Here is a 21514-nt window from a genome sequence, read left to right on the forward strand (position 1 = left end):
ATGAATCTAGTGAGTGGTGAGCAAATTGCAAAGTCTTTTCAAGTAGGCAATGACCAGCATCCGGTTTTAATGGATGTCTCAGTGGCAATCAATCAAGGGGAGTTTATCGCCATTATGGGGCCATCTGGCTGTGGGAAATCGACATTATTGTATGCCCTTAGTGGGATGGATAGTATTGATCATGGTCAGGTTACCTTTGATGGAATGGATTTAACAGCACTAAGTGACAAAGAACTGGCTGATTTGCGTAGAACGAAAATGGGCTTTGTCTTTCAGCAGCCGACCTTTCTAAAAAGCCTAAATATCCTTGATAATATTCTGTTACCTGCCATGCGTGATCAGCGAAAAAATGTGAGGGCCTTGACAGAAAGGGCGCTGCAAATCATGAACAAAATGGGGATTGCAGACTTGGCAGAGCGAGATATTACACAGGTTTCTGGCGGGCAGCTGCAACGAGCAGGCATCTGTCGCGCTTTGATTAGCAACCCACAAATCATTTTTGGCGATGAACCCACAGGCGCTTTAAATTCAACGTCTGCTCAGGAAATCATGGATTTATTCGCCGCCATCAATCGAGAAGGCACAACGGTTATGCTTGTGACACATGATCCAAAAATTGCCGCACGAACAGAGCGTATCCTTTTTATGTCTGATGGCGCTATCGTGAATGAACTGCGGTTGCCTGATTTCACGGGCAATGATTTAGATGATCGAATGGTCAAAGTTGTCTCTACTATGCAAAAAATAGGTATTTAGCTTGAAGGAATCCGTAATGATTTAAAAATTACGGATTTTTTTTGTGAAAAATGAATCGCAATCGTTATGGCGTCCGTCAGTAGTGTAGAAAGTAGGTGAGGGCAATGATGGATATTGAACAGATAATCGAGGAGCACGGTGATTACTTACTAAAGGTCGCCTATCTATATGTAAAAAATAAGGCAACGGCGGAGGACATCGTGCAGGATGTGTTCATCGCCTTTTATCAAAAGCAGGGACAGTTTCGTCAGGAAGCATCCTTGCGTACATATTTAGTGAAAATGACGGTTAATCGAAGTCACGATTATTTACGGAGTTGGAAAAGTAAACGCCTGACATTGTTTGAAAAAATCACGGGGCGCACAACAGCTATGACACCTGAAAAGGAGATGCTAGAGAAATCCGTCAAAAAAGAGCTGACGGAGGCATTGTTTACATTATCAGTTGCCTATCGTGAGGTCTTGATTTTGTATTATTTTGAGGAGATGTCGACAGTGGAAATTGCACAGCTTGTACACTGTCCGGAAGCAACGATTCGCACAAGATTACAGCGAGCTCGTAAACAGCTGGCAACAGCAATGGGTGACTTTGATTGGGAGGTGCTACGCCATGAATCAATTTAAAGAGGATGTATTAAAGGAGCTACAAGATGTCAAGCTCTCACAGCAGCGCAAACAAGTAATCGCGGAAAAAGCACGACGAAAGGTTCAACGCAAAGCAGGTGGTCAATGGACGTATCGTTTCGTGCTCGCAACCTTTACTATTTTTGTCATCGGTTTTAGCTATATCTTGACACAACAGAAAGAACAACGGACTTCAAGCCATCAAGCGGCTAGCCTACAGTCGGATACTTGGCATTGGTGGTCACTTTTTGATTCGGATTATGTAAGAGGCTTTATTTTACTGAGCATTTTTATAGGGGCGACATTTATAGTCAAACGTTATCTAGTGAAAAAGGGTTTTGGTTTACCTGTTTGTATTGAATGTGGGGAAAGCTGGTCTGAGAAGGATGCACGTAAATTATATCGCAAAAATAGTGAAATTGTGTGCCCGCATTGTGGACAAAAGCAATATCGCACAAAAAAATCTATGCAAATCAGTGGTGTGATGACGATGCCAGTACCTTTGTTGATTATGCTGCAGCATGTTTTCCAACATTTTGTCATCGGTATTATTTTCTTTTTAGTGGGGATGTTCTATTACCATTATCAAATTGCGCCATATGTATTTAAGCTACAAGAAAAAGATCCAATGAATGAACCTTTATGGTAATGATTATGATAGGAAATTGCTATTGTAATCTAGCAATTTCTTTTTTTATTTTAAAATAGATTGACAATGGTTTTCATTTGCTTTATCTTTGTGTTAACTTATTTTTATTATTAGTTAACGCACAAGGGGAGGCTTTTTACATTGAAAAAAGGAAGTACATATCAATACGTCTTAGCAGCATTTGGGGCAGCGATTATCGCGGTTTTAGCACAGGTAACAATTCCATTACCACTTATTCCGATTACAGGTCAAACTTTAGCGGTTGGAATCATTGTGACGATTTTAGGGACAAGATTAGGCACGTTATCTGTTCTATTATATATTTTACTAGGGGCAGCAGGTTTACCTGTATTTAGTGGTATGTCAGGTGGACTAGGAATTTTAGTTGGTCCAACAGGTGGGTATATTGTCGGTTTCCTTGCCACAGCGATTATTATGGGCTTATACTTAGATAAATTTGGTATTACATTTGCTCAAGCTATTATTGCGAATATCATTGGGATGATCATTACATTAGCGTTTGGGACAGTGTGGTTAAAAATTGTAGCAGATTATACATGGACAGCTGCCTTTATGGGTGGAGTTGCACCATTTATCGTGGTGGGTATCGTCAAGGCGGTACTTGCAGCATGGATTGGTGTCATTGTTCGTCGTCGCTTAGAAAGAGCGCACTTAATTGAAGCAATAGCATAGGACATGGGAGGAATTGTTTTGGCAACATTATGGACAGGTGGTAAGATTTACACGATGGCTCAGGTTGGTGAAACAGTGGATGCAGTCCTTGTTGAAGATGGAAAAATTGTGGCGACAGGCTCAGTGGAGAGCTTGTCGCCACTAGCTGCTTCTATCCAACATTTAGAGGGGAATATCATGTATCCAGGCTTTGTCGACAGCCATTTACATATTATTGGCTACGGAGAAAAACTCAAGCATCTTGATGTATCGGCGGTTACCAGTAAGGAGACGCTACTTGAGAAGCTTCAAGAGCGAATGTCTGAGGCGTCAGCACATGAATGGGTCATTGCGATTGGACTAAATGAAAACCAATTTGAGGAGCCCATTTTCCCTACCTTAGCGGAGCTAGATGCCCTTGGAGATGCTCATTTAATTATTAAACGGAGCTGTCACCATTTGATCTTAGCCAATTCCAAGGCACTTGCATTTGCAGGAATTACAAATGCTACCCCTTCGCCAGAGGGCGGCGTTATTGACAAAGTAGATGGTCAGCTCACAGGTGTGTTAAAGGATGCAGCATTGTATTTAATTGTTAACCATATGCCCCATATTACACCTGCGTATATTGAGGAAGCACTGACAAAGGCGGTGGCCTCATTGCAATCCTATGGTTTAGTAGGGGGACATTCAGAGGATTTAAGCTATTATGGACCACCAAGCCAGCCGATTCAGGCTTATCGCAAAATCGTAGAGGCACAGCAATCCTTTAAGGTGCATTTATTACAGCATCATACAGTCTTTGAAGAGGTTGCGAAGATGGATTTAACCCCATCACCATTTTTAGCGTTTGGTGCGATGAAAATTTTTATTGATGGAGCCTTTGGAGGTCGCACGGCTGCACTACGTCAGCCTTATTGTGATGATCCAGATAATGCGGGGATGCTTATTCATACAACAGAGCAATTAACAAGCTATGTTCAGCTAGCACGCCGATATGGACAAACCGTTGCTGTGCATGCCATTGGTGATTTAGCGATAGACATGATTTTAGATGTTTTTGCGGCCAATCCTCCTCAGGATGGTCAGCTTGATCGGGTCATCCACTGTAGCTTAGTCGATGAGGAACTATTAGCCAAGCTAGCTGCATTACCAGTGGCAGTGGATATGCAGCCGCAATTTGTACAGGGAGAATATCAAGCAGAGCTATCGAGACTTGGAGAGGAGCGCGCACAGGGCTTACATCCTTTAAAATCCCTTCTTGACCGAGGGCTGATTGTGGCAGGTGGCAGTGACGCTCCGATTGAAGTACCAAATCCGTTGCACGGTATCTACGCGGCTGTCACTAGAAGAAATTTTGGGGAGACACATGATGGCTACAATCCTCATGAGAAAATTTCACGATTTGAGGCAGTCCGTTTGTACACAGTAGGGGCGGCTGAAATAATTGGGCAGCAATTTAGGCGTGGCAAAATTGCAGAAGGCTATGCAGCAGACTTTACGATTTTGCAAGAGGATGTATTTACGGTAGAGACGGAGCAACTACCACACATACAAGTGGCATGTACGGTTGTGGATGGTAAGATTGTCTATGAAAATCGCTGAGAAGGTTATCCTTCACAGCGATTTTTTTCATGGGGCTATTGTTTGTCAGCTAGTTTTGTTACTTGTTGTTCCAAGTTCGATACACGTTTTGTTAAGTCCTCTACTTGCTGTTGCATGGTTGGTGGAGGAGGCACAGGGGCGGTAGATTTCATTTTTTTAATCATATGAATCATCACGAAAAAGATGGCTAGAAACATACATAAAAGAACAGTTGTACTAATGATATCGCCAAGATTGAATTTCATGTTTGCGCTCCTTTCTGTAGTGGGTATCTAGTTATATACAGGGTGGCATGCTAAAAAGTTTCAAAAAAATGGAGAATGTCACGATGAATACAAAAATCGATTCCTACTTTGATGTAGAGGCATGCTATTTTATTGGCTTTGAGGAATGGGCCATAGCAGTCAAAACATACGTTAGTAGAGAGCGATTTTAACAGCATGATAGGGGTGAGTATGTGCACAAGGCAGGACAAGTAATGCGACAGGCTGTTCATAATATTTATGTATATCGATTCGATTATGTACAGGTTTTCGCATTAATTAGAATCTTTCAGTTTTTAATGATGATCCCTGTAACCTCTATCGTTTTGAAGCTCATGCTACGAGTAACAGGGTTTACACATATTACCGAGCAAAATTGGCAAAGCTTTGTGACCCATCCCTTTGTCATCATGATGATTTGTCTATTAATTTTGCTGTTTTTATTATTTGTGTATTATGAGATGGGCTTTTTATTTCTCATGGCCTTTCATCAGCAACGGGGAATTCGCTATCGATTTCTTCCTTTATGGCAACAATTAAATCGCAAGGTTGTTTATTTTTTTAGTGTGCAAATACTGTTTCTTATCGTCTATCTAGCACTATTAATGCCACTAGCTTCCTTTATGCTACCACTTACGTTGACCCAATCCATCTCCCTTCCACATTTTCTAACTGAAGAAATCATGAGCAGTCGAGCGGGTAGACTAACATATGCTGCGGTGGCAAGCATCGTGGTGCTGATAGGTATTCGAAGTATTTTAACCTTACCTATTTTTACAATCCAGCCGCACATCTCTATTTTGCGTTCCTTTAAGCAGAGCTGGCATTTTTCTAAGCGAGGTTTATTTGAATTACTAGTGCTATTAGCGATGCTTTTAACAGGACATCTGTTGATGATGCTTGGGATAACAGTGATCGCTACGTTTCCGCTCTATTTAATCGAACGTTTAATGCCAAGTGCCGCATTGGTTACAGCTGGGCTGACACTGGCCTTTTTGGAAATGGTCTTTGTGGTGCTTTTTAGTTACTTACAGGCGATGTTTTCACAAGTTATGGTTGCCATTACGTATAATACGCCGGTGATGGGCAAAGTCAGCGCTACTACACATCGGAAGCGGCGCTATAAGCCATTGCTGTTGATCAGTGGCATTGTTTTTCTCGTATTAAGTATGATGAATATCAATTCATTAGAGAAAAGTGTCTATGCTCCAGACACAAAAATTATTGCCCACCGCGGCTATGTCGCTGGCAATGTAGAAAATACGATTAGTGGATTGGTGAGTGCAGCCAATGCGGGGGCAGATTTAATTGAAATCGACATTCAGCAAACCGTGGATGGCGAATTCGTCGTCTTCCATGATCGAACATTACGAAGGCTAGCAGGTAAAAACGGTGTCATTGCGAATATGACCCTGAGCGAACTAAAAACGTTAACCATTCATCAAAATGGCTTTAGCGATAAAATTGCTTCATTAGATGAGTGTATTGAAATTGCTAAAGCGCTAGATGTGGCGCTATTAATCGAATTAAAGGTGCATGGCCAAGAAACAGAAGATGTTTTACCTAAATTAGTAGAGAAGCTACGAAAATACAAGGTGCTAGATTCCTACTATGTGCAATCCGCTGATGTACAGAAAATGACACAATTAAAAAAATTGGTGCCAAATTTGCGTGTCGGCATTGTCTATGCACTCAATATTGGTCCAATGGAGGAAAATGTTGATTTTATCGCATTGGAGGAATCCTGGGTAACGGAGCAGCTTATCGAAGAATTGAAGCAGCACCCGACCGATTTATTTGTCTGGACACTCAATGACGACCGCTCCCTGCAAACCTTTATCGAAAAAAATGTCAGCGGCGTCATCACCGACCACCCCGACGTCGCCCGCGAGCTAAGAACGCAGCAAAGCGAAAACCAATACTTCTTACAACGCATCCTGAATCGACTGCGATTTATCTTCTGATCGGGGGTGAATACCCGCGAACGAAGAGAATACTCGCGGAGAGGAAGTGAATACCCGCGAACGAAGGGGAAATACTCGCGGAGAGGAAGCGAATACCCGCGAACGAAGGGGAAATACTCGCGGAGAGAAAGCAAATACCCGCGAAAGAAATGAAAATACCCGCGGAAGCAAAAGCTCGAGCCATAAAAATTTTGGGCCAAATTGTAACCTTTTTCATGTGAACACGACTACTATTATGAACTCGTGAAAATGAAGGAGATGCTTTTTGTATGAAAATGACGAAAGTCGTACCATTTGCTATGTCAGCATTATTATTAGGGGGCGCGATTGGAGCTCCAACTGCATCAGCGAACGAAGGGGAGGCTACTGTGATTAACGCAGAAACTTCGGTCCAACAAGTGCAGCCTGTTTTTATTAAGGTGACAGGTACAATTGACAGCGTAGAAGTACGTGAAAACGCCACATACTATACAGTGGTTGATGGTGACAATACCAATATTATGATTGCGAATAAAGACACATTAGTTTTCGACAATATGGGTAAAGAAGTCAAGCTTCAAAAAGGAGATAAGGTGTCAGCTTACTCTTATGCCAAGAAGCCGATGCTTGCAATTTATCCACCACAGTACAACCCAGAAGTAATTATTGTGGAAACGGAAGAAATGGGTAGCGTGGAAGTGGATTTCTTCAATAAAGATTTAGTGGATACTGAAAATAACTTAAAGTTAAATGTTGGGGAAGACACGAAGCTGGCAAGTGCTACTGGCAAAGATGTGAAAGTGGACGATTTAAAAGAGCAGCATTTAGTGGTGTTCTACACAATCGCAACGATGAGCATCCCTGCTCAAACACCACCTTCCAAGGTGATTGTGTTAGATACAATCGAGAAGGAAGAGCCTGTTGAAGTGGACCCAGTGCCAACACCAGAGCCAGCTCCAGTTGATTCAGCGGTTCAAGAAATTATTAATAAAGACTTTTATGAAGTAGAAGGAACGAAAATGGTGCCGCTACGCTTAATCGCTGAAAAGCTAGGCTTTAAAGTAGAAGTAACGCCAAAAGGTGCCATCGTTTCAAAAGGGGCCCTTTCGTATACAATTACGCGAGGTCAAAAAGAATATGGTTATAATAAAGCACTTCGCCAATTTAAAGTAGCCCCTGCTTTATTAGAATCTGGCAAAACTTATGTGCCTGTTGAATTTGTAGAGGAATTAATGAAATAATTAAGTTGAAGTATCTAGCAAATAGCTAGGTACTTCTTTTTATATTTTCTTCCAATGGGAAATTCAGTACAATAGAAAAGAAAAGTCGAAGGATAAAGGAGAACGCTATGAAACAAGCACTCATCATTATCGATATACAAGAGGCTTTCTTTCTAGATAGCCAACAAAATCTTTGGAACAGTGAAGCCATTATCAAAAATATCAATGCCTCCATTACATGGGCACGTCACAACGAAGTACCGATTATTTTTATTCAGCATACAGAAGCAGACGATGTTGATTTTGCAATAGGTCAGCCTGGGTGGGAACTGTATCATGGACTACAAAGAGAAGCGGAAGATCAAGTGATTCAAAAAACAACATGGGACGCTTTTTATCAGACGGAGCTAGCGGCTTATTTACAAGCGCAGCACATCGACCAATTGATTTTCGCTGGCGCTCAAACAGAGTTCTGCCTTGATACGACAATCCGCAGTGCTTTTAGTCATGGCTACCAGCATAATATTTTAATAGAAGATGCCCATAGCACCTTAGATAGTAATGTACTGGCAGCACCGCAAATTATTCAACATCATGAATCTATTTGGCATAATCGTTTTGTGCAAATTCAGTCTATTGGGGGGCTTCAACATGCTGATTGACCAGAAAGAGCTTCAGATAAAAGAGCTATCCTATACAATTCGCTGTGCCCGATGCGAAGATGCCCAAGCCTTATCGGATTTGCGCTTGCAATTAGACGGTGAAACGGAAAACTTCGATCGTGAACAAGGCGAGGCAGTGATTGATCGAGCAGGCTTTGAGCAACTTATTCAAAAAGACATCGAAAGCCCCAAAAATCTGTGTTTAGTAGCGGTTGTCGGTGATCGAATCGTTGGGTTCTCAAGATGTGAGGGCTCTTCACTCAAAAGGCTTGCCCATAAAGTCACATTTGGCGTTGGTGTTAGTAAAGCGTTTTGGGGCTATGGCATAGGAAAAGTCTTGCTGCAACAATCCATTGCTTGGGCAGATGCCAATGGTGTACGGAAAATAGCACTAGAAGTGTTAGAAACCAATGAGAAAGCCATACAGCTCTATAAAAAAATGGGCTTTTTAGTGGAAGGCATTGTGAAAAATGATAAATGCCTTGCAGATGGTATGTTCTATCATACGATCATTATGGGAAGATGGCAGGAATAGCTACGTAGAAGGAATTTGAAACAGCATGACAAATTTTATGTATATCTTTTGTTTAATTGTCTGGGGTCTTAATTTTATTGCAGTCAAAATTCAAGGAACGCCAGTCAGTTTAGAATTATCTTTAACCTATCGTTTAGTGATGACAGCCTTTTTATTTTTCATCCTTGCTTGGTTCATGAAACCACAGGGTAAACCACAACAGCGCGATGTACCTTTTATCATCGTTTTTGGCGTTTGTAATTTTGCATTCAGCTATTTAGCGCTGTATTATGCGACGATATGGAGCTCGGCTGCTATTGTTACATTAATTTTTTCATTAAAAGTCATATTAACACCCATCGCTCTACGGATATTTCTCAAGGAGCCATTGCATCGTCGTGTTTTAATTGGCGGCATTTTAGGTGTCATCGGCGTGGGGGTGCTGATTTACCCATCTTTACATAATATGGAGTTAAAAGGAGTTTTGATTGCCTTTGTAGGGACTGTCCTGACAGCCATCGGGGATGCAAGCTCTGCCAGAAATGCCAAGCATCAAATAAACCCGGTTTATGCGAATGCCATTGGTTTTGCAGTGGGCAGTGCAGTCATGTGTGCCATTGTTTGGCTACAGGGACAAACAGTCGTGATACCCAAATCCTTTACCTACTTATCGGCTCTATTGTATTTAACGATTATCGCATCTTTTCTTGCATGGTTATTTTACTTAAAACTAGTCGAACGAATTGGTGGGGCAAAAAGTGGCTATATGGTGGCGTTATTTCCCGTGATTGGCGGTTTTGCTTCTGTTGTCATTGGGGAATCAACACTCAGTATTTATTTAATCTTAGGCTGTCTTTTTAGCTGCATCGGGGCTGCGATTGCCTTAGGCTTTAAAATTAAGCCTATTTTACGATGAACGAAAACCCTCTTCCCTTCATAAACTAGAGAAGAACGCTTGAAAAGGGTGAGGGGCAAAATGTCATTCGTTCCATTGAATGCGATGGGCATCAGTAGAGAAAAAGAAGAAGATCATTGGGATATTGATCGTTGGGAAAATGATGGTGGCAGAAGCTTAGAGGCGTAAGGGAGACAGAAATTTGTCTCCCTTAAAATATTTTTGAAACCTTTTGATAGATGGCTCGTATGATAAGTAGACAAGTTTTAAATTGTCAGCTATAAAAAAGGGAGAAATGATTTTTTGAACCATTGAACAAAACGATTACTATTCATTATTTACGTGATTGTCATTGCGGATGCGTATTACACAACGCTCTATATTGAACCCAAAACACCGCCGCAACACCAAACGATCAAAGCAACAGCCATTACGGTGAACCAACTACGGTAGCAAGCCTCACAAAAAGAAGCGGACAACCCGTCGTTTGAAGCCTATTTCCTTCAAGCCATTTCTTCAAAGCTTGGCCCAGGAAATGGTGATGCCAGAAAGTTTCGGAGAGGCACGAACACAAAAGCGTGTCTATTTACACTATCAACAGCTACGTTGCTGACACCCTGTACATTTACAGGGTTTTTTTAATAGGAGGAGCAAGCACATGAGTATGGCAACCTATATAGGCTTCAATTTCCCAGTTGAAATACAGGATGAGTATACAGAAAATGAAGTGGACATAAATTATTTTTTCTCAGATAAAGAAAATCGCCAAATTGTACAGGCAAAGCATTTTACAACACCCTATGTATATGAAATCGAAACAAAGGGAGAGCCCATTTGGCAAATGCATAACGAAAATAAAGTGTATTCCCCACATAACTATGAAAAAGCCAAAAGAACTTTTCTCCATGTATGTGACTTCTTAAGAAGTTTCCTTCCCCAAGGAGATTATTGCGAAATCTATATTTGCTGGATAGGAGAAGAAGGGGAGGACCATGAGAAAAAATTCGAACTTCTGTTAGACCCACTGTCGGTAGATGAGGTAGAAATAGATGAAAAATGTTTGATGACATTGAAAAACTAAAGCCTTCATAAAGGAAAAACAAAACCATCAATAGAATTTTTGTGAAAGGTGAAAATGGTTTCCGTTGCAGGCTACTTGCTTTCCTGTGGGCGAGCGCCGAGCCGCTTCCTCCGCTCCCGCTCCGTGCAGGGGCTCGCCTGTCTCGCTATCCCACGGGAGTCAAGTTGCCCTCCACTCCAACCTACAAAATGTTAACTTTTTAGCAAAGGTTTTCAAATAAAGTGAAGGTCTTCACTACTCATTTTATGGAGGGGTGTTGTCATTCATCACTTTTCTACATTGAAAATAAAAACCTATCCTTTTTCTAATCATACAAATCATGGGCTATTTTGATCGCTACCGCTAGTATGAAAAATGAGGAAAAGACACTTTTGCAGAATGGTTGATTGGAGTGGAGCCAGCGTCACTCCTAGGGGATTGAGTGATCTGACCCCAAAAATATAAACTTTTTTACGAAGCTTTTCGATACTCAACGGGACTTTTTCCGTTGAGTTTTCTTTTAATCCGCTCATGATTGTAATAGTAAATATACTCTGCTAATGCTTTTGTAAATTCTACATAGTTTTTAAACGTAGTTGTGTACAGAAATTCTGATTTCAGAATACCAAAAAAGCTTTCTATCACGGCATTGTCTAAACAATTTCCTTTCCGTGACATACTTTGCTTGATTTCATGTGTTGCCAATAACGCTTTAAAACGTGGTATTTGATATATCCATCCTTGATCAGAATGGATGATTAAGCCACTCTTTTTCGATAACTTTGTATACGTAAACGCCTTCTTAAAAGACTGTTGAACTAACTCAAAATTAGGTGATTTTGATACCTCATATCCAACGATCTCTCGATTGAATAAATCTAATACAGCGGATACATAGATTTTTTGACCGTTTATTTTAAACTCTGTGACATCGGTTACCCATTTCTGATTGGGTGCAGTGGCTTCAAAATCACGTTGGAAGACATTCTCTGCGACATAGCCCACCGTTCCTTTATACGAACGATATTTTTTAGGGCGTACTGTCCCTTTTAAGCCCAATTCTTGCATCAATCGTTGGACCGTTTTATGGTTGATGAAAATCCCTTCATTTCGGAGGGCAAGACAAATACGACGATAGCCATAACGCCCCTTATGGTGATGAAAAAGTATCTGGATTCGTTCTTTAATCGCCTGATATTTATCTGGTTTTACCCATTTTTGAAGATGATAATAATACGTACTTTTCTTAAGTTTCGCGACTTTTAATAGAGCTTGAAGTGGAAATTCCAGCCTTAGCTCATACACAGCTCTCACTTTTTCTTTGGTTTGAAGGCTTCCTTTTCTTGAACTAAGGCTTTCAACTTTTTTAAATAGGCATTTTCCATCCGTAAATACTCAATTTCCGCTTTTAACTCTTCCGTTGTTTTTTCATTTAAATCGGACGAAGGTGGTTGTTTTTTTGGCATTGATTGGTGCTCCTTTTCTATTTGATAGAGCACCTCTCCAGCCTTGGACATCCACTGTTTTTTCCATCTCCGAATGGTTTCACGAGAAGGAATATTAAACTTCGCAGCAGTCTGAAGGAGCGAATCGCCTGTCTCTATCAAGTGTTGAATTACTTTTATTTTAAAAGAATCTTCGTAATTCGTGAACCCTTGAGGACGAATAATTCCTTCAATGCCATGATATCGATATAATTCAATCCATAATCGAATGTACTGTCGATCCCTCTTTAATCTATTGGCAATCTGATACGTACTTTCCTTTTCTTCAATGTAAGCTAGAACTGCGGCTAACTTTTGTTCATCAGAAATCACTAACTGCACCCCCTATATTAAATGATATGCTCCCCAATAAGTAGACAGATTAAAAAATAAAATCTGTTTGCCTATTGGGGAGATTTTTTTATGAGAAAATACAGCTTTTCAAAAGAAGAAAAATTAGAAATTCTAAATTTCTATGAAAATAGCCATTTCACTCTTAATGAGGTGGCCGAGTTGTATAAAGTTGATTCTAGAACAATCAAAGATTGGCAAAATAATTACTTGTTTTTTGGTGAGGAAAGTCTTAATAGAAGTGAAAATCATAATACATATCCGAAAGAAATAAAGCTAGCAGCTGTTCAAGACTATATTTCAGGAAGTTATTCATTAAGAGAAACTGTTAGAAAATATAGACTTTCTGGCACATCCGTTTTGCGAAATTGGATTAAAAAGTATACTAGTCATAGTGAATTAAAAGATTCGAGTAAAGGAATGAGCCAAACTATGACTAAAGGAAGAAAAACAACAGTACAGGAGCGCATTGAAATAGTACAAGCTTGTATTGCCAACGAAAAGAATTATCAAGTAACAGCTGAACAATATGCGATTTCTTACCAACAAGTATATCAATGGGTAAAAAAATTCGAAAAATCCGGGGAATTAGGTTTACAAGATCGCCGTGGCCGTACAAAGTTAGAAGAAGAGTTAAGCACTGAAGACAAGTTTCGTTTAGAAATCCAACGTATGGAACGCGAAAATGAACGATTACGTGCAGAAAATCTCTTCTTAAAAAAGTTAGAGGAAATCGAAAGGAGGCGACGTTAAGTAAAAGTCGTATACATAACCGTTATATTGTCATTAAAGAACTAGCGGCGAAGGAAGCATTGCCAATCATTTTATTATGTGAAATTGCCGGTGTTACACGTGCTGCTTATTATAAGTGGTTGAACCGTCATCCATCAGCACGAGAAATCGAGAATGAACAGCTTCTAGAATCAATTCAGTACCTTTATGCACAAGTAGATGGGATTTATGGATATCGACGCATCACACTTACAATCAATCGCCATCGGGAAAAAGTAGATTTACCGATGGTAAATAAAAAACGTATTTATCGTTTAATGAAAATGTGTCGATTAAAATCGGTGATCCGTAGAAAACGGAAAAAATATCGTAAATCGAATCTAGATTATGTAGCAGAAAACATACTCAGTCGCGAGTTCAAAGCAGATCAACCTAATCAAAAATGGTGTACAGATGTCACGGAGCTTAAATATGGAAATGGCAAAAAGGCTTATTTAAGCGCCATTATTGATTTATACGATAATTCGATTGTAAGTTATGTATTAGGACATTCGAATAACAACAAACTTGTTTTTCAAACGATGATACCAGCTATACAAAAATTAAAAGAGGATGAGCATCCACTTATTCATAGCGATCGTGGTTATCAATATACTTCAAAATTTTTCAAACGGATGATAGATGATGCCGAGATGGTACATAGTATGTCTAGAGTGGGACGTTGTATCGATAATGGACCAATTGAGGCTTTTTGGGGTACGCTCAAATGCGAAAAATACTATTTAAATAAATATGATACATATGAAGCGCTTAAAAAAGCAATTGTAGGATACATTTCGTTTTATAATTCAGAGCGCTATCAAGAAAAATTAAACGGCTTGAGCCCCTTGGAATTCAGGGATCAAGCCGCATAAAGTATTTTTATTATTTCCACTGTCTACTTGACGGGGAGCACTTCAAAATTTTTCAAGTCCAATATTTTGGGTGCAGTTCACTCATCGGACGCCCCCTGGAAAGGACGCTGGCGGAACGGAAATCAACCCCTCACCTTGCAAAATTGCTTTTTCTGCCGTTGACATCATCTTTTTTATGTTTGCTAGGAAGCTGATAGCCATCTAAGTCTGGAATAAATTCTTGTGGGTCAATCGGCACATTCACTTCAAGCCTTTCTGGATGAACATAGCTTGTCAGCTCACCGTTTTGGTCATATGTTTCACTTTTAACGAGAATGCCAGTATCTTTATCCACCCAAAAACGAAACGCTTCTGTCGTGCCTTTTAAGTTAGCACTATTTGTCACCTCTTCATCCATTTTCCCTGCTAATACGATTGTGTTATGACCTAATAACGCTTCATTTTGTTTTTCAATCTCCCAATGCTCTATATGTCTTAAATAACTAGCAGCTTTCTCATAAGCGAACAACGACATACTTGAACTTCCAAATGAAGGTCTTTCCCTCAATTTATTAAATGAAATAGGCGGATATTGCAAGTCAATACTAAAAGCTTGCTCGGGCGTAACTATGTCTCGTTTTGGTTTCTGTTTCGATTCACTAACTGTATAAATTTTTTGACCATTAAGCGCTGTATATTTTAACCAGCTCTTTTTGTTGTTATAAAAGTACTCCTGTGTATCGTTCTTAATCCCCGTCGTGTTATCATCTAAAGCGATCAGTTTTTCATAGCCACCAATTTCGTTTTTGGTACTTACTTTATAAGTAACACCCAATGTTCTAGTGGAACCGTCTTGAAAAATTTTATGTTCTTCAAATTTTCCAGCTGCTGAGTGAAAATAATCAATTGAATTTAATAATTTACTCACGACATCCTCTTTTGTCATCTCACCATAAAATTCTTCTTGGATCGGGGGGATATAAAGATTCGTTTCCAATGTAGGTTCTTGTGAACGGTCTCCCTTAGCAACTGGTTGTTCTGTCAGCTCCGAGGCCACAAAATAGCTAACGCCTATAAGAAAAAAACCAATGACAGCTATAGGTAACAATTGTTTGAAAATGGATTGAAATGGGTACGGTTTCTTATGGCCTTTTTGAAGCCTCTGTCGCACTTTTTCTTTATGTTTCTCATTAAAATGAATGTCCTTTAATGCCGTGTCATCCAACGCTTTCCCGATATTTTTAAATATATCATTCATTCATCTTGCACCCTTCCATTGACTTTTTTAGCAAAAGGCGAGCCCTATGAAGACGAGACTTAATGGTTTGTAAACGTAAATCTAACAAATCAGCTATTTGGTTATAGGACAGCTCTTCATAATAATATAAAATAATGAGTTCTCGATACCGTACAGGTAGAGCAAGAATCTTCTCAGAAAGCAATCGTTTATCCTCCTGTCCAACTAATTCCAACTCAGGGGATTGACTAGTACTCTTAATTTTTGAGAAAAATTCTGTCAGAACGATATTTCGATAAGACCAGCTTTTTAATTTATCTTTACATAGATTGACAGTAATTCGATATAACCATGTTTTATAGGAAGATTCATTCCTGAAATTATCTAAATGCTCATAGCACTTTATAAACACTTCCTGCGCAATATCTTCCGAAAGCTGCTTGTGCTTCATATACGTATAGGCTAGACGTGTTATATCATCTCCATACGCCTTCATCAACCATTCAAGCCTCTCCTCCTTACTACAATCCCTGCTAACTTCTATTGATGTTCTCACATGTTCAAGCATCATCCACACCCTTTCAATTATTAGACGGAGTTGGTGCTATTTGGTTGTAATTAATTTACTATAATAACGAAGGATTTGTAATAGAGGTAAAAGAGAGGAATGAGAGATTCTTGTGTTATTATTCAATAGTAAAGTGCCAATAGATGGTGAAAAAGGGGAGTTAGTATGAATACACAATTCGAATTTACGGTTTTTCCTCAATTAGAAACAAAACGCTTCATCCTACGAAAAGGAAGAATGGATGATGGCCAAGATATTTTGAGACTTTATTCTAATGAAATTGTAGTGAAGTATCTGCCATTACCATTGTTCGCTTCAGTGGAAGATGCTATCGATGAAATCAATTGGTATGAGAAAATTTTCAAAGAACAGACAGGCTTAAGATGGGTAATCGAAGAAATTCAGACCAACAAAGTGATTGGCACATGTGGCTATTTGAATTATGAAAAAGAGCATAATCGTATAGAAATTGGCTATGATTTAAACCCTGACTATTGGGGGAAGGGTGTGATGCAAGAGGCTTTAAGCGCGATCATCCATTTTGCCTTTACATCAATGGGGATAAATAAAATCGAGGCAAAAATAGAACCAGAGAATACAGCATCGATCAAACTATTGGAAAAATTAAATTTTTCTCAAGAAGGTCTTTTAAGGCAACATGAATTTGAAAAAGGGAAGTACATCGATCTCGCTATTTTTTCATTATTGAAAAGTGATTACTAGGAAGTCACGCTTATAATGAGTAGTGGCTTTTAACAGACAAAATGTTGGGAGGAGTATTTTTTGAACAACAATCAACTAATTCCTACAAATGAAATTAAAGAAGAGTTTGAGGCTATTTTATTAGAACATGATAGTATTGCGCATTGTGAGATTAATTTAAAAAACGGGACTATCAAAAACATACATCAATTAGACACCAGCTATGACGAGTTTGCTTTAGATACGGTGAATAATGAATTCTGTTTTAGTCTAAAAGATAAAAATAACATAAACTTTTATAGAATGAATCTTCAAACATTTAGTCAAATAAATGCTATCACGTTACATTTAAACAATTATTTTTCTTCTGAAGAACTTAAGGATGAAAGCTATTATTCCAAGTTAATCTACCTTAATCATCAATATTTGTTGTATTGGATTACGAAAAGAGCAATTAACTATGGACATCCTTTTTATCAATGTATTTTTTTAGTAAACACGTCAACAGGAGAGATAAAACAATTAAATCCTTTCCTTCCAAACGGAGATAATTTACTTAGATTAGATACGTCCAAAAACATCTATCTAAGCAATCATCATCATTTTTTACTAGTAAAAACGGGGAGAATTAGACCCTTTGAGAAACAAGCAATGTATAAAAGAGTAGATATTGAAAATCCTTATCATGACCACCTTGAATCGATTTACTTAATGGAGGTTTCAACTTTAATTGACCAACAAAATTTTAATAATGCGACATTACTATCTTTATTAAATTACTCAGGTGCTTCTGAAAACTTACGATATGAGAACAATGTTCTTTCATACGTAGTCTCTGATTTTACTAACAACACGAAAGAGTTAATAAAACATGATTTGTTAATAGGGGATGTTTCAAGATGTCAAGATGACCAATTCATACGAGATCATTTAAATTATGAACTTGAAGTAGAAACAAGCTACTATCATTATATTGTAAAATTATTTAAACAAGAAAAAACGGATTCATTTAGTCTAATTGACGATGAATTGTCGTTTAATTTAAAGCTGGATAAGATAAGCTGAGAGAATTTTAACTTGTTAAAAGCATTTGTAATGGAGGATGGATTACATAGGAGTCTTATACCTAATGGGAGCCCTTCAACAATACATAAAGGCTATGAAGATGTTAAGCAGGAGGAAGAATAAACAACTCCTTAATAGAGTGACTAAATAGAGTAGATACAAGGATGTGGTTTGGCATGAATTCGGTTTCTATTGGGATTCATGCTTTTAATTTTGCTTTTCTCAAGATATTTTCTATAAACAAAAAAGATTGAAGCATATTAGCCTCAATCTTTTTATTTTCGCTTTTATTATTTGACGTTCGGATAAATCATTGTTGCTGGGTCTACATACTCATCGAACTGTTCTTCTGTTAGTAGGCCACTTGCAATGGCTGCTGCTTTTAAAGTCGTGCCTTCTTTGTGGGCCTGTTTCGCGATTTTTGCTGCGTTTTCATAACCGATATATGGGTTTAATGCTGTTACAAGCATTAAGGAATTTTGTAAATTGTGATCAAGTACTTCTTTGTTTGGCTCAATGCCTACTGCACAATGGTCGTTAAATGATTTCATTGTATCCGCTAATAGGCGCGTTGATTGTAAGAAGTTGTAAATGATGACTGGTTTAAAGACGTTTAGTTCAAAGTTACCTTGAGAAGCGGCGAAGGCAATCGTCGCGTCATTCCCAACTACTTGTGTGACAACCATTGTCATTGCTTCACTTTGTGTAGGGTTTACTTTACCTGGCATAATCGAAGAGCCTGGCTCGTTTTCTGGAATCGTAATTTCACCGATACCTGAGCGAGGGCCACTTGCAAGCCAGCGAACATCATTGGCAATTTTCATTAAATCAGCCGCTAAAGCTTTTAATGCACCATGCGCCACAACCGCTTCATCATGACTTGTTAGAGCATGGAATTTATTTGCAGCCGATGTAAATTGTTTGCCTGTAAGCTCACTAATTTCTACAGCTACACGGTCACCAAATTCAGGGTGCGCATTGATCCCTGTACCAACCGCTGTTCCGCCAATTGCAAGCTCCTTCATATAGTCAATATTTTGAATAATCATGTGTTCCGATTTTGCCAGCATCGCTGCCCAGCCGCTAATTTCTTGACCTAATGTAAGAGGTGTTGCGTCCTGTAAATGTGTACGGCCAATTTTAATAATGTCTTTGAATTGAGCTGCTTTATCTTCCAATGTTGCTTTTAATAGACGTAATCTTGGAAGTAAATAATCTTCTACTTTTAAGACAGCCGCAATATGCAATGCTGTTGGGAATGTATCATTTGAGCTTTGTGATTTATTGACATCATCATTTGGATGAATGCGGTCAGCTTCGCCAGCATCCTTTAATAGTTGATTCGCACGGTGAGCAATGACTTCGTTCACATTCATATTGGATTGTGTACCACTACCAGTTTGCCAAACCACAAGAGGGAATTGATCGTCCCATTGACCATTTAAAATTTCATCTGCAGCCTGCACGATGGCATTTGCTTTAATATCAGAAAGTTTGCCTAGTTTGTTGTTTGCAATCGCAGCACTTTTCTTTAAGATCGTCATAGCTTGCACAAGCTCGATTGGCATTTGTTCCGTACCAATTTGGAAATTTTCTTTACTGCGCTGTGTTTGTGCGCCCCAAATTTTATTAGCAGGTACTTTAATTTCACCCATAGTGTCTTTTTCAATACGATAATCCATGTCAAAACAGCTCCTTTAGTATGTAAAGTTCTCCTCATGTACAGATAAAAACGGATACTCTTAGTCTGATGTAAGAATATCCGTTTGATACATGCTTATTCAAAAAAGAGGGGGATTCTGAATTAAGCAATTTGGAGAAAAGAAATAATCTATTGATAATGATAATTGTTATCAATTAAAAAGTCAACGGTTTTGCTTGAAGAAATTTAATGGTGAGAATATTTCGCAATCCTTGCCTATTTTATTCCCGAAATTTAATGGAATAAACCTGTTTTAGTCGACTATCTCTTTTTCTTCCCAAGCTCTTTAAGAGGCTGCTTTTTAGGGATTTTTTCAAACAAAATCTTCACATGAAAATTGTTGTCATCCACTTGAAGTACCTCCAACACCTTTGCTTTCCGCCCTTTAATGCGAATATCCTCTTCCACAGCAGGCAGTTTGACGAGCAATTGACTTAAAACAGACGTCTTGTTTTCATAATAATGAGTCACAAACATCGCGATTCTCCTTCTAACTTTTGATTGTTACTCAATTTATGAGCTGGAGATAGTAGTTAGAACTTTGAAGGTGGTGATCAAAGAATGAGTGGAACCGCTCCAAAAGATGTTAGAGGTGATCATAAATGGAGGGAAACCGCTCAGAAAGTTGCTGAAGGTGATCATAAAGCGAGGGAACCCGCTTAGAAAGTAGCTCAAAGTGATCATAAAACGAGGAAAACCGCTCACAAAGGAACGCGAGGTGATCATAAAGTGAAGCCCCCCGCTCAAAAAGGAACGCGAGGTGATCATAAATGGAGGGAAACCGCTCAGAAAGGAACGCAAGGTGATCATAAAACGAGATAACCCGCTCAGAAAGGAACGCAAAGTGATCATAAAGAGAGGCACTCCGCTCAGAAAGGAACGCAAAGTGATCATAAACTAAGAGAGCCAGGCACAGAGGAAAACTAGTAATTAGTTTCTTATAGAAGTTTATAACTTAGTGAGGGAAAAAGAGGAGTAGAATACCATACAACGCTTAATAGTCATATTGTAGGTGAATGTAATAGATTTAATAAATGAAAATAAAATTTCGAAAGTAAATTACATTTCCTATTGGTTAATTATGTTAATATCACGTTAGATTAACATGACTAGATAGTAAAGAAAAGGAGGCTAAAAAGTAGGATGGCAAATAATATCATCGAACAAGCAAAACGGGGATTGGAAGGTTTTGCTATTGGGGGTTATCATACTAGCGGAAATTTTAGTAAGTATCGAGAGGAATACTATAAATATTTTGGAGATCCAGATTATGAAACAAGAAAATACGCTATCGCTGCATTTACTTGTATGCTAGGTACCTGGGAAACAGGTTCTCTTCAGGTATTTCAGCCAATACAGGAAAGGGAGGAAAATAAAAAATGGAGCTCGAATCCATTAGACCAGAAGCGATTTTATCGTTTTAAAGATTATCTTTATGCACTGTTAGCACATCATGAGCAGATAGAGAAAGAATTTCCCTTTATGTTTGAAGATATTGTTTTATTTTTAATAAAGATTGAACTGAATCAAGGGATCAGTTATGAGGAATGGTTTCCTGAACATAACCCGAATTTGTTTAAGCGATTAAGGGAGGAAATTTTAATCCCTAAACAACATTTGATAGATAAAAGAAGTCATCGGAAATTCTTATTAAAAGAAATAGGTATTGAGCCTTTTTTTGAATCGGATCAATTTAGGTAGTTAAAGTGATCTAAAGGTGAATGGATTTGCCCAGAAACGAACTCTAGGTGATCCTAAAGTGAGGAACCCCGCTCAGAAAGGGACGCAAAGTGATCCTAAAGCAAGGCCCCCCGCTCAAAAAGGAACGCAAGGTGATCCTAAAGTGAGGACTCCGCTCAGAAAGGAACGCCAGATGATCCTAAAGCAAGGCCCCCGCTCAAAAAGGGACGCAAAGTGA

22 protein-coding genes are annotated in these 21514 nt (G+C 38.9%); 15 read left to right on the forward strand and 7 right to left on the reverse strand.

Translation table 11 applies throughout. The annotated features are described in order from the left end of the window. The 5 genes from MHB40_RS09585 (at position 1) to MHB40_RS09605 (ending at position 4305) form a co-directional block, all read left to right on the forward strand. Complete coding sequence (locus MHB40_RS09585) at positions 1 to 756, forward strand: ABC transporter ATP-binding protein (protein WP_342534420.1); 756 nt, start codon at positions 1 to 3, stop codon at positions 754 to 756. 104 nt (positions 757 to 860) lie between these two features. Then, positions 861 to 1379: a sigma-70 family RNA polymerase sigma factor gene (locus tag MHB40_RS09590; RefSeq protein WP_342534421.1), complete on the forward strand. Its 519-nt coding sequence runs from the start codon at positions 861 to 863 to the stop codon at positions 1377 to 1379. After that, complete coding sequence (locus MHB40_RS09595) at positions 1366 to 2028, forward strand: TIGR04104 family putative zinc finger protein (protein ID WP_342534422.1); 663 nt, start codon at positions 1366 to 1368, stop codon at positions 2026 to 2028. Before MHB40_RS09590 ends, MHB40_RS09595 begins: the two co-directional genes overlap by 14 nt. Positions 2029 to 2169: 141 nt before the next feature. Continuing rightward, positions 2170 to 2721 (forward strand): biotin transporter BioY, encoded by a 552-nt coding sequence (locus tag MHB40_RS09600; protein WP_205442841.1) that lies wholly within the window; start codon positions 2170 to 2172, stop codon positions 2719 to 2721. A gap of 18 nt (positions 2722 to 2739) precedes the next feature. Then, a complete protein-coding gene (locus MHB40_RS09605) occupies positions 2740 to 4305 on the forward strand; it encodes an amidohydrolase (protein ID WP_342534423.1) in 1566 nt (521 codons plus the stop codon). A gap of 35 nt (positions 4306 to 4340) precedes the next feature. Here MHB40_RS09605 and MHB40_RS09610 read toward each other — a convergent pair whose 3' ends face one another. Then, the gene (locus MHB40_RS09610; RefSeq protein WP_342534424.1) at positions 4341 to 4550 is read right to left on the reverse strand and encodes a hypothetical protein; all 210 of its coding nucleotides are present in this window, start codon (positions 4548 to 4550) and stop codon (positions 4341 to 4343) included. A 212-nt stretch (positions 4551 to 4762) separates the two neighbouring features. Between MHB40_RS09610 and MHB40_RS09615 the strand changes: the two genes are divergently transcribed. The 6 genes from MHB40_RS09615 (at position 4763) to MHB40_RS09640 (ending at position 10883) form a co-directional block, all read left to right on the forward strand. Further along, positions 4763 to 6532, forward strand: a complete 1770-nt coding sequence (locus tag MHB40_RS09615) for a glycerophosphodiester phosphodiesterase (protein WP_342534425.1) — start codon at positions 4763 to 4765, stop codon at positions 6530 to 6532. 269 nt (positions 6533 to 6801) lie between these two features. Then, positions 6802 to 7752 carry a stalk domain-containing protein gene (locus MHB40_RS09620; RefSeq protein ID WP_342443296.1) on the forward strand — a complete coding sequence of 317 codons (951 nt, stop codon included), beginning with the start codon at positions 6802 to 6804 and terminating at the stop codon, positions 7750 to 7752. A 107-nt stretch (positions 7753 to 7859) separates the two neighbouring features. Continuing rightward, positions 7860 to 8393, forward strand: coding sequence for a cysteine hydrolase family protein (locus MHB40_RS09625; protein WP_342443297.1), 534 nt, complete (start codon positions 7860 to 7862; stop codon positions 8391 to 8393). Further along, complete coding sequence (locus MHB40_RS09630) at positions 8383 to 8928, forward strand: GNAT family N-acetyltransferase (RefSeq protein WP_342443298.1); 546 nt, start codon at positions 8383 to 8385, stop codon at positions 8926 to 8928. The genes MHB40_RS09625 and MHB40_RS09630 overlap by 11 nt, the downstream gene beginning before the upstream one ends. 25 nt (positions 8929 to 8953) lie before the next feature. Beyond that, complete coding sequence (locus MHB40_RS09635) at positions 8954 to 9823, forward strand: DMT family transporter (RefSeq protein WP_342443299.1); 870 nt, start codon at positions 8954 to 8956, stop codon at positions 9821 to 9823. 637 nt (positions 9824 to 10460) lie between these two features. Further along, entirely contained in the window at positions 10461 to 10883 is a 423-nt protein-coding gene (locus MHB40_RS09640; RefSeq protein WP_342443300.1) for a hypothetical protein, read from the forward strand. 450 nt (positions 10884 to 11333) lie between these two features. On the opposite strand, the gene MHB40_RS09645 is transcribed toward MHB40_RS09640, so the two are convergent. Next, positions 11334 to 12176, reverse strand: coding sequence for an IS3 family transposase (locus tag MHB40_RS09645; protein ID WP_342534426.1), 843 nt, complete (start codon positions 12174 to 12176; stop codon positions 11334 to 11336). Then, a complete protein-coding gene (locus tag MHB40_RS09650; protein WP_342443302.1) occupies positions 12173 to 12679 on the reverse strand; it encodes a helix-turn-helix domain-containing protein in 507 nt (168 codons plus the stop codon). Before MHB40_RS09650 ends, MHB40_RS09645 begins: the two co-directional genes overlap by 4 nt. Positions 12680 to 12769: 90 nt before the next feature. On the opposite strand from MHB40_RS09650, the gene MHB40_RS09655 reads away from it, so the two are divergent. Next, a protein-coding gene (locus MHB40_RS09655) for an IS3 family transposase (RefSeq protein ID WP_342443303.1) occupies positions 12770 to 14343 on the forward strand; the annotation gives its coding sequence in 2 pieces (ribosomal slippage) (positions 12770 to 13412 and positions 13412 to 14343; 1575 coding nt in all). 130 nt (positions 14344 to 14473) lie between these two features. Here MHB40_RS09655 and MHB40_RS09660 read toward each other — a convergent pair. Both MHB40_RS09660 and MHB40_RS09665 read right to left on the reverse strand, forming a co-directional pair. Beyond that, positions 14474 to 15580, reverse strand: coding sequence for a hypothetical protein (locus MHB40_RS09660; RefSeq protein WP_342443304.1), 1107 nt, complete (start codon positions 15578 to 15580; stop codon positions 14474 to 14476). After that, entirely contained in the window at positions 15573 to 16055 is a 483-nt protein-coding gene (locus MHB40_RS09665; protein WP_342443718.1) for a sigma-70 family RNA polymerase sigma factor, read from the reverse strand. The genes MHB40_RS09660 and MHB40_RS09665 overlap by 8 nt, the downstream gene beginning before the upstream one ends. 237 nt (positions 16056 to 16292) lie before the next feature. Here MHB40_RS09665 and MHB40_RS09670 point away from each other — a divergent pair, with 237 nt between their 5' ends. Together MHB40_RS09670 and MHB40_RS09675 are read left to right on the forward strand one after the other, a co-directional pair. Continuing rightward, positions 16293 to 16850, forward strand: coding sequence for a GNAT family protein (locus tag MHB40_RS09670; protein WP_342443305.1), 558 nt, complete (start codon positions 16293 to 16295; stop codon positions 16848 to 16850). A gap of 60 nt (positions 16851 to 16910) precedes the next feature. Next, positions 16911 to 17894 (forward strand): hypothetical protein, encoded by a 984-nt coding sequence (locus tag MHB40_RS09675; RefSeq protein ID WP_342534427.1) that lies wholly within the window; start codon positions 16911 to 16913, stop codon positions 17892 to 17894. 290 nt (positions 17895 to 18184) lie between these two features. Here MHB40_RS09675 and fumC read toward each other — a convergent pair whose 3' ends face one another. Further along, on the reverse strand, positions 18185 to 19576 hold the full coding sequence (gene fumC, locus MHB40_RS09680) for a class II fumarate hydratase (RefSeq protein WP_342534428.1): 1392 nt from the start codon (positions 19574 to 19576) through the stop codon (positions 18185 to 18187). Positions 19577 to 19857: 281 nt separating this feature from the next. Continuing rightward, a complete protein-coding gene (locus MHB40_RS09685) occupies positions 19858 to 20073 on the reverse strand; it encodes a hypothetical protein (protein WP_205442891.1) in 216 nt (71 codons plus the stop codon). Between the two features lie 666 nt (positions 20074 to 20739). On the opposite strand from MHB40_RS09685, the gene MHB40_RS09690 reads away from it, so the two are divergent. Next, positions 20740 to 21297: a hypothetical protein gene (locus MHB40_RS09690; RefSeq protein ID WP_342443309.1), complete on the forward strand. Its 558-nt coding sequence runs from the start codon at positions 20740 to 20742 to the stop codon at positions 21295 to 21297. The last annotated feature ends 217 nt before the right edge of the window (positions 21298 to 21514 follow it).

The organism is Lysinibacillus sp. FSL K6-0057 (genome assembly GCF_038630885.1).
GTDB lineage: Bacteria > Bacillota > Bacilli > Bacillales_A > Planococcaceae > Lysinibacillus > Lysinibacillus fusiformis_F.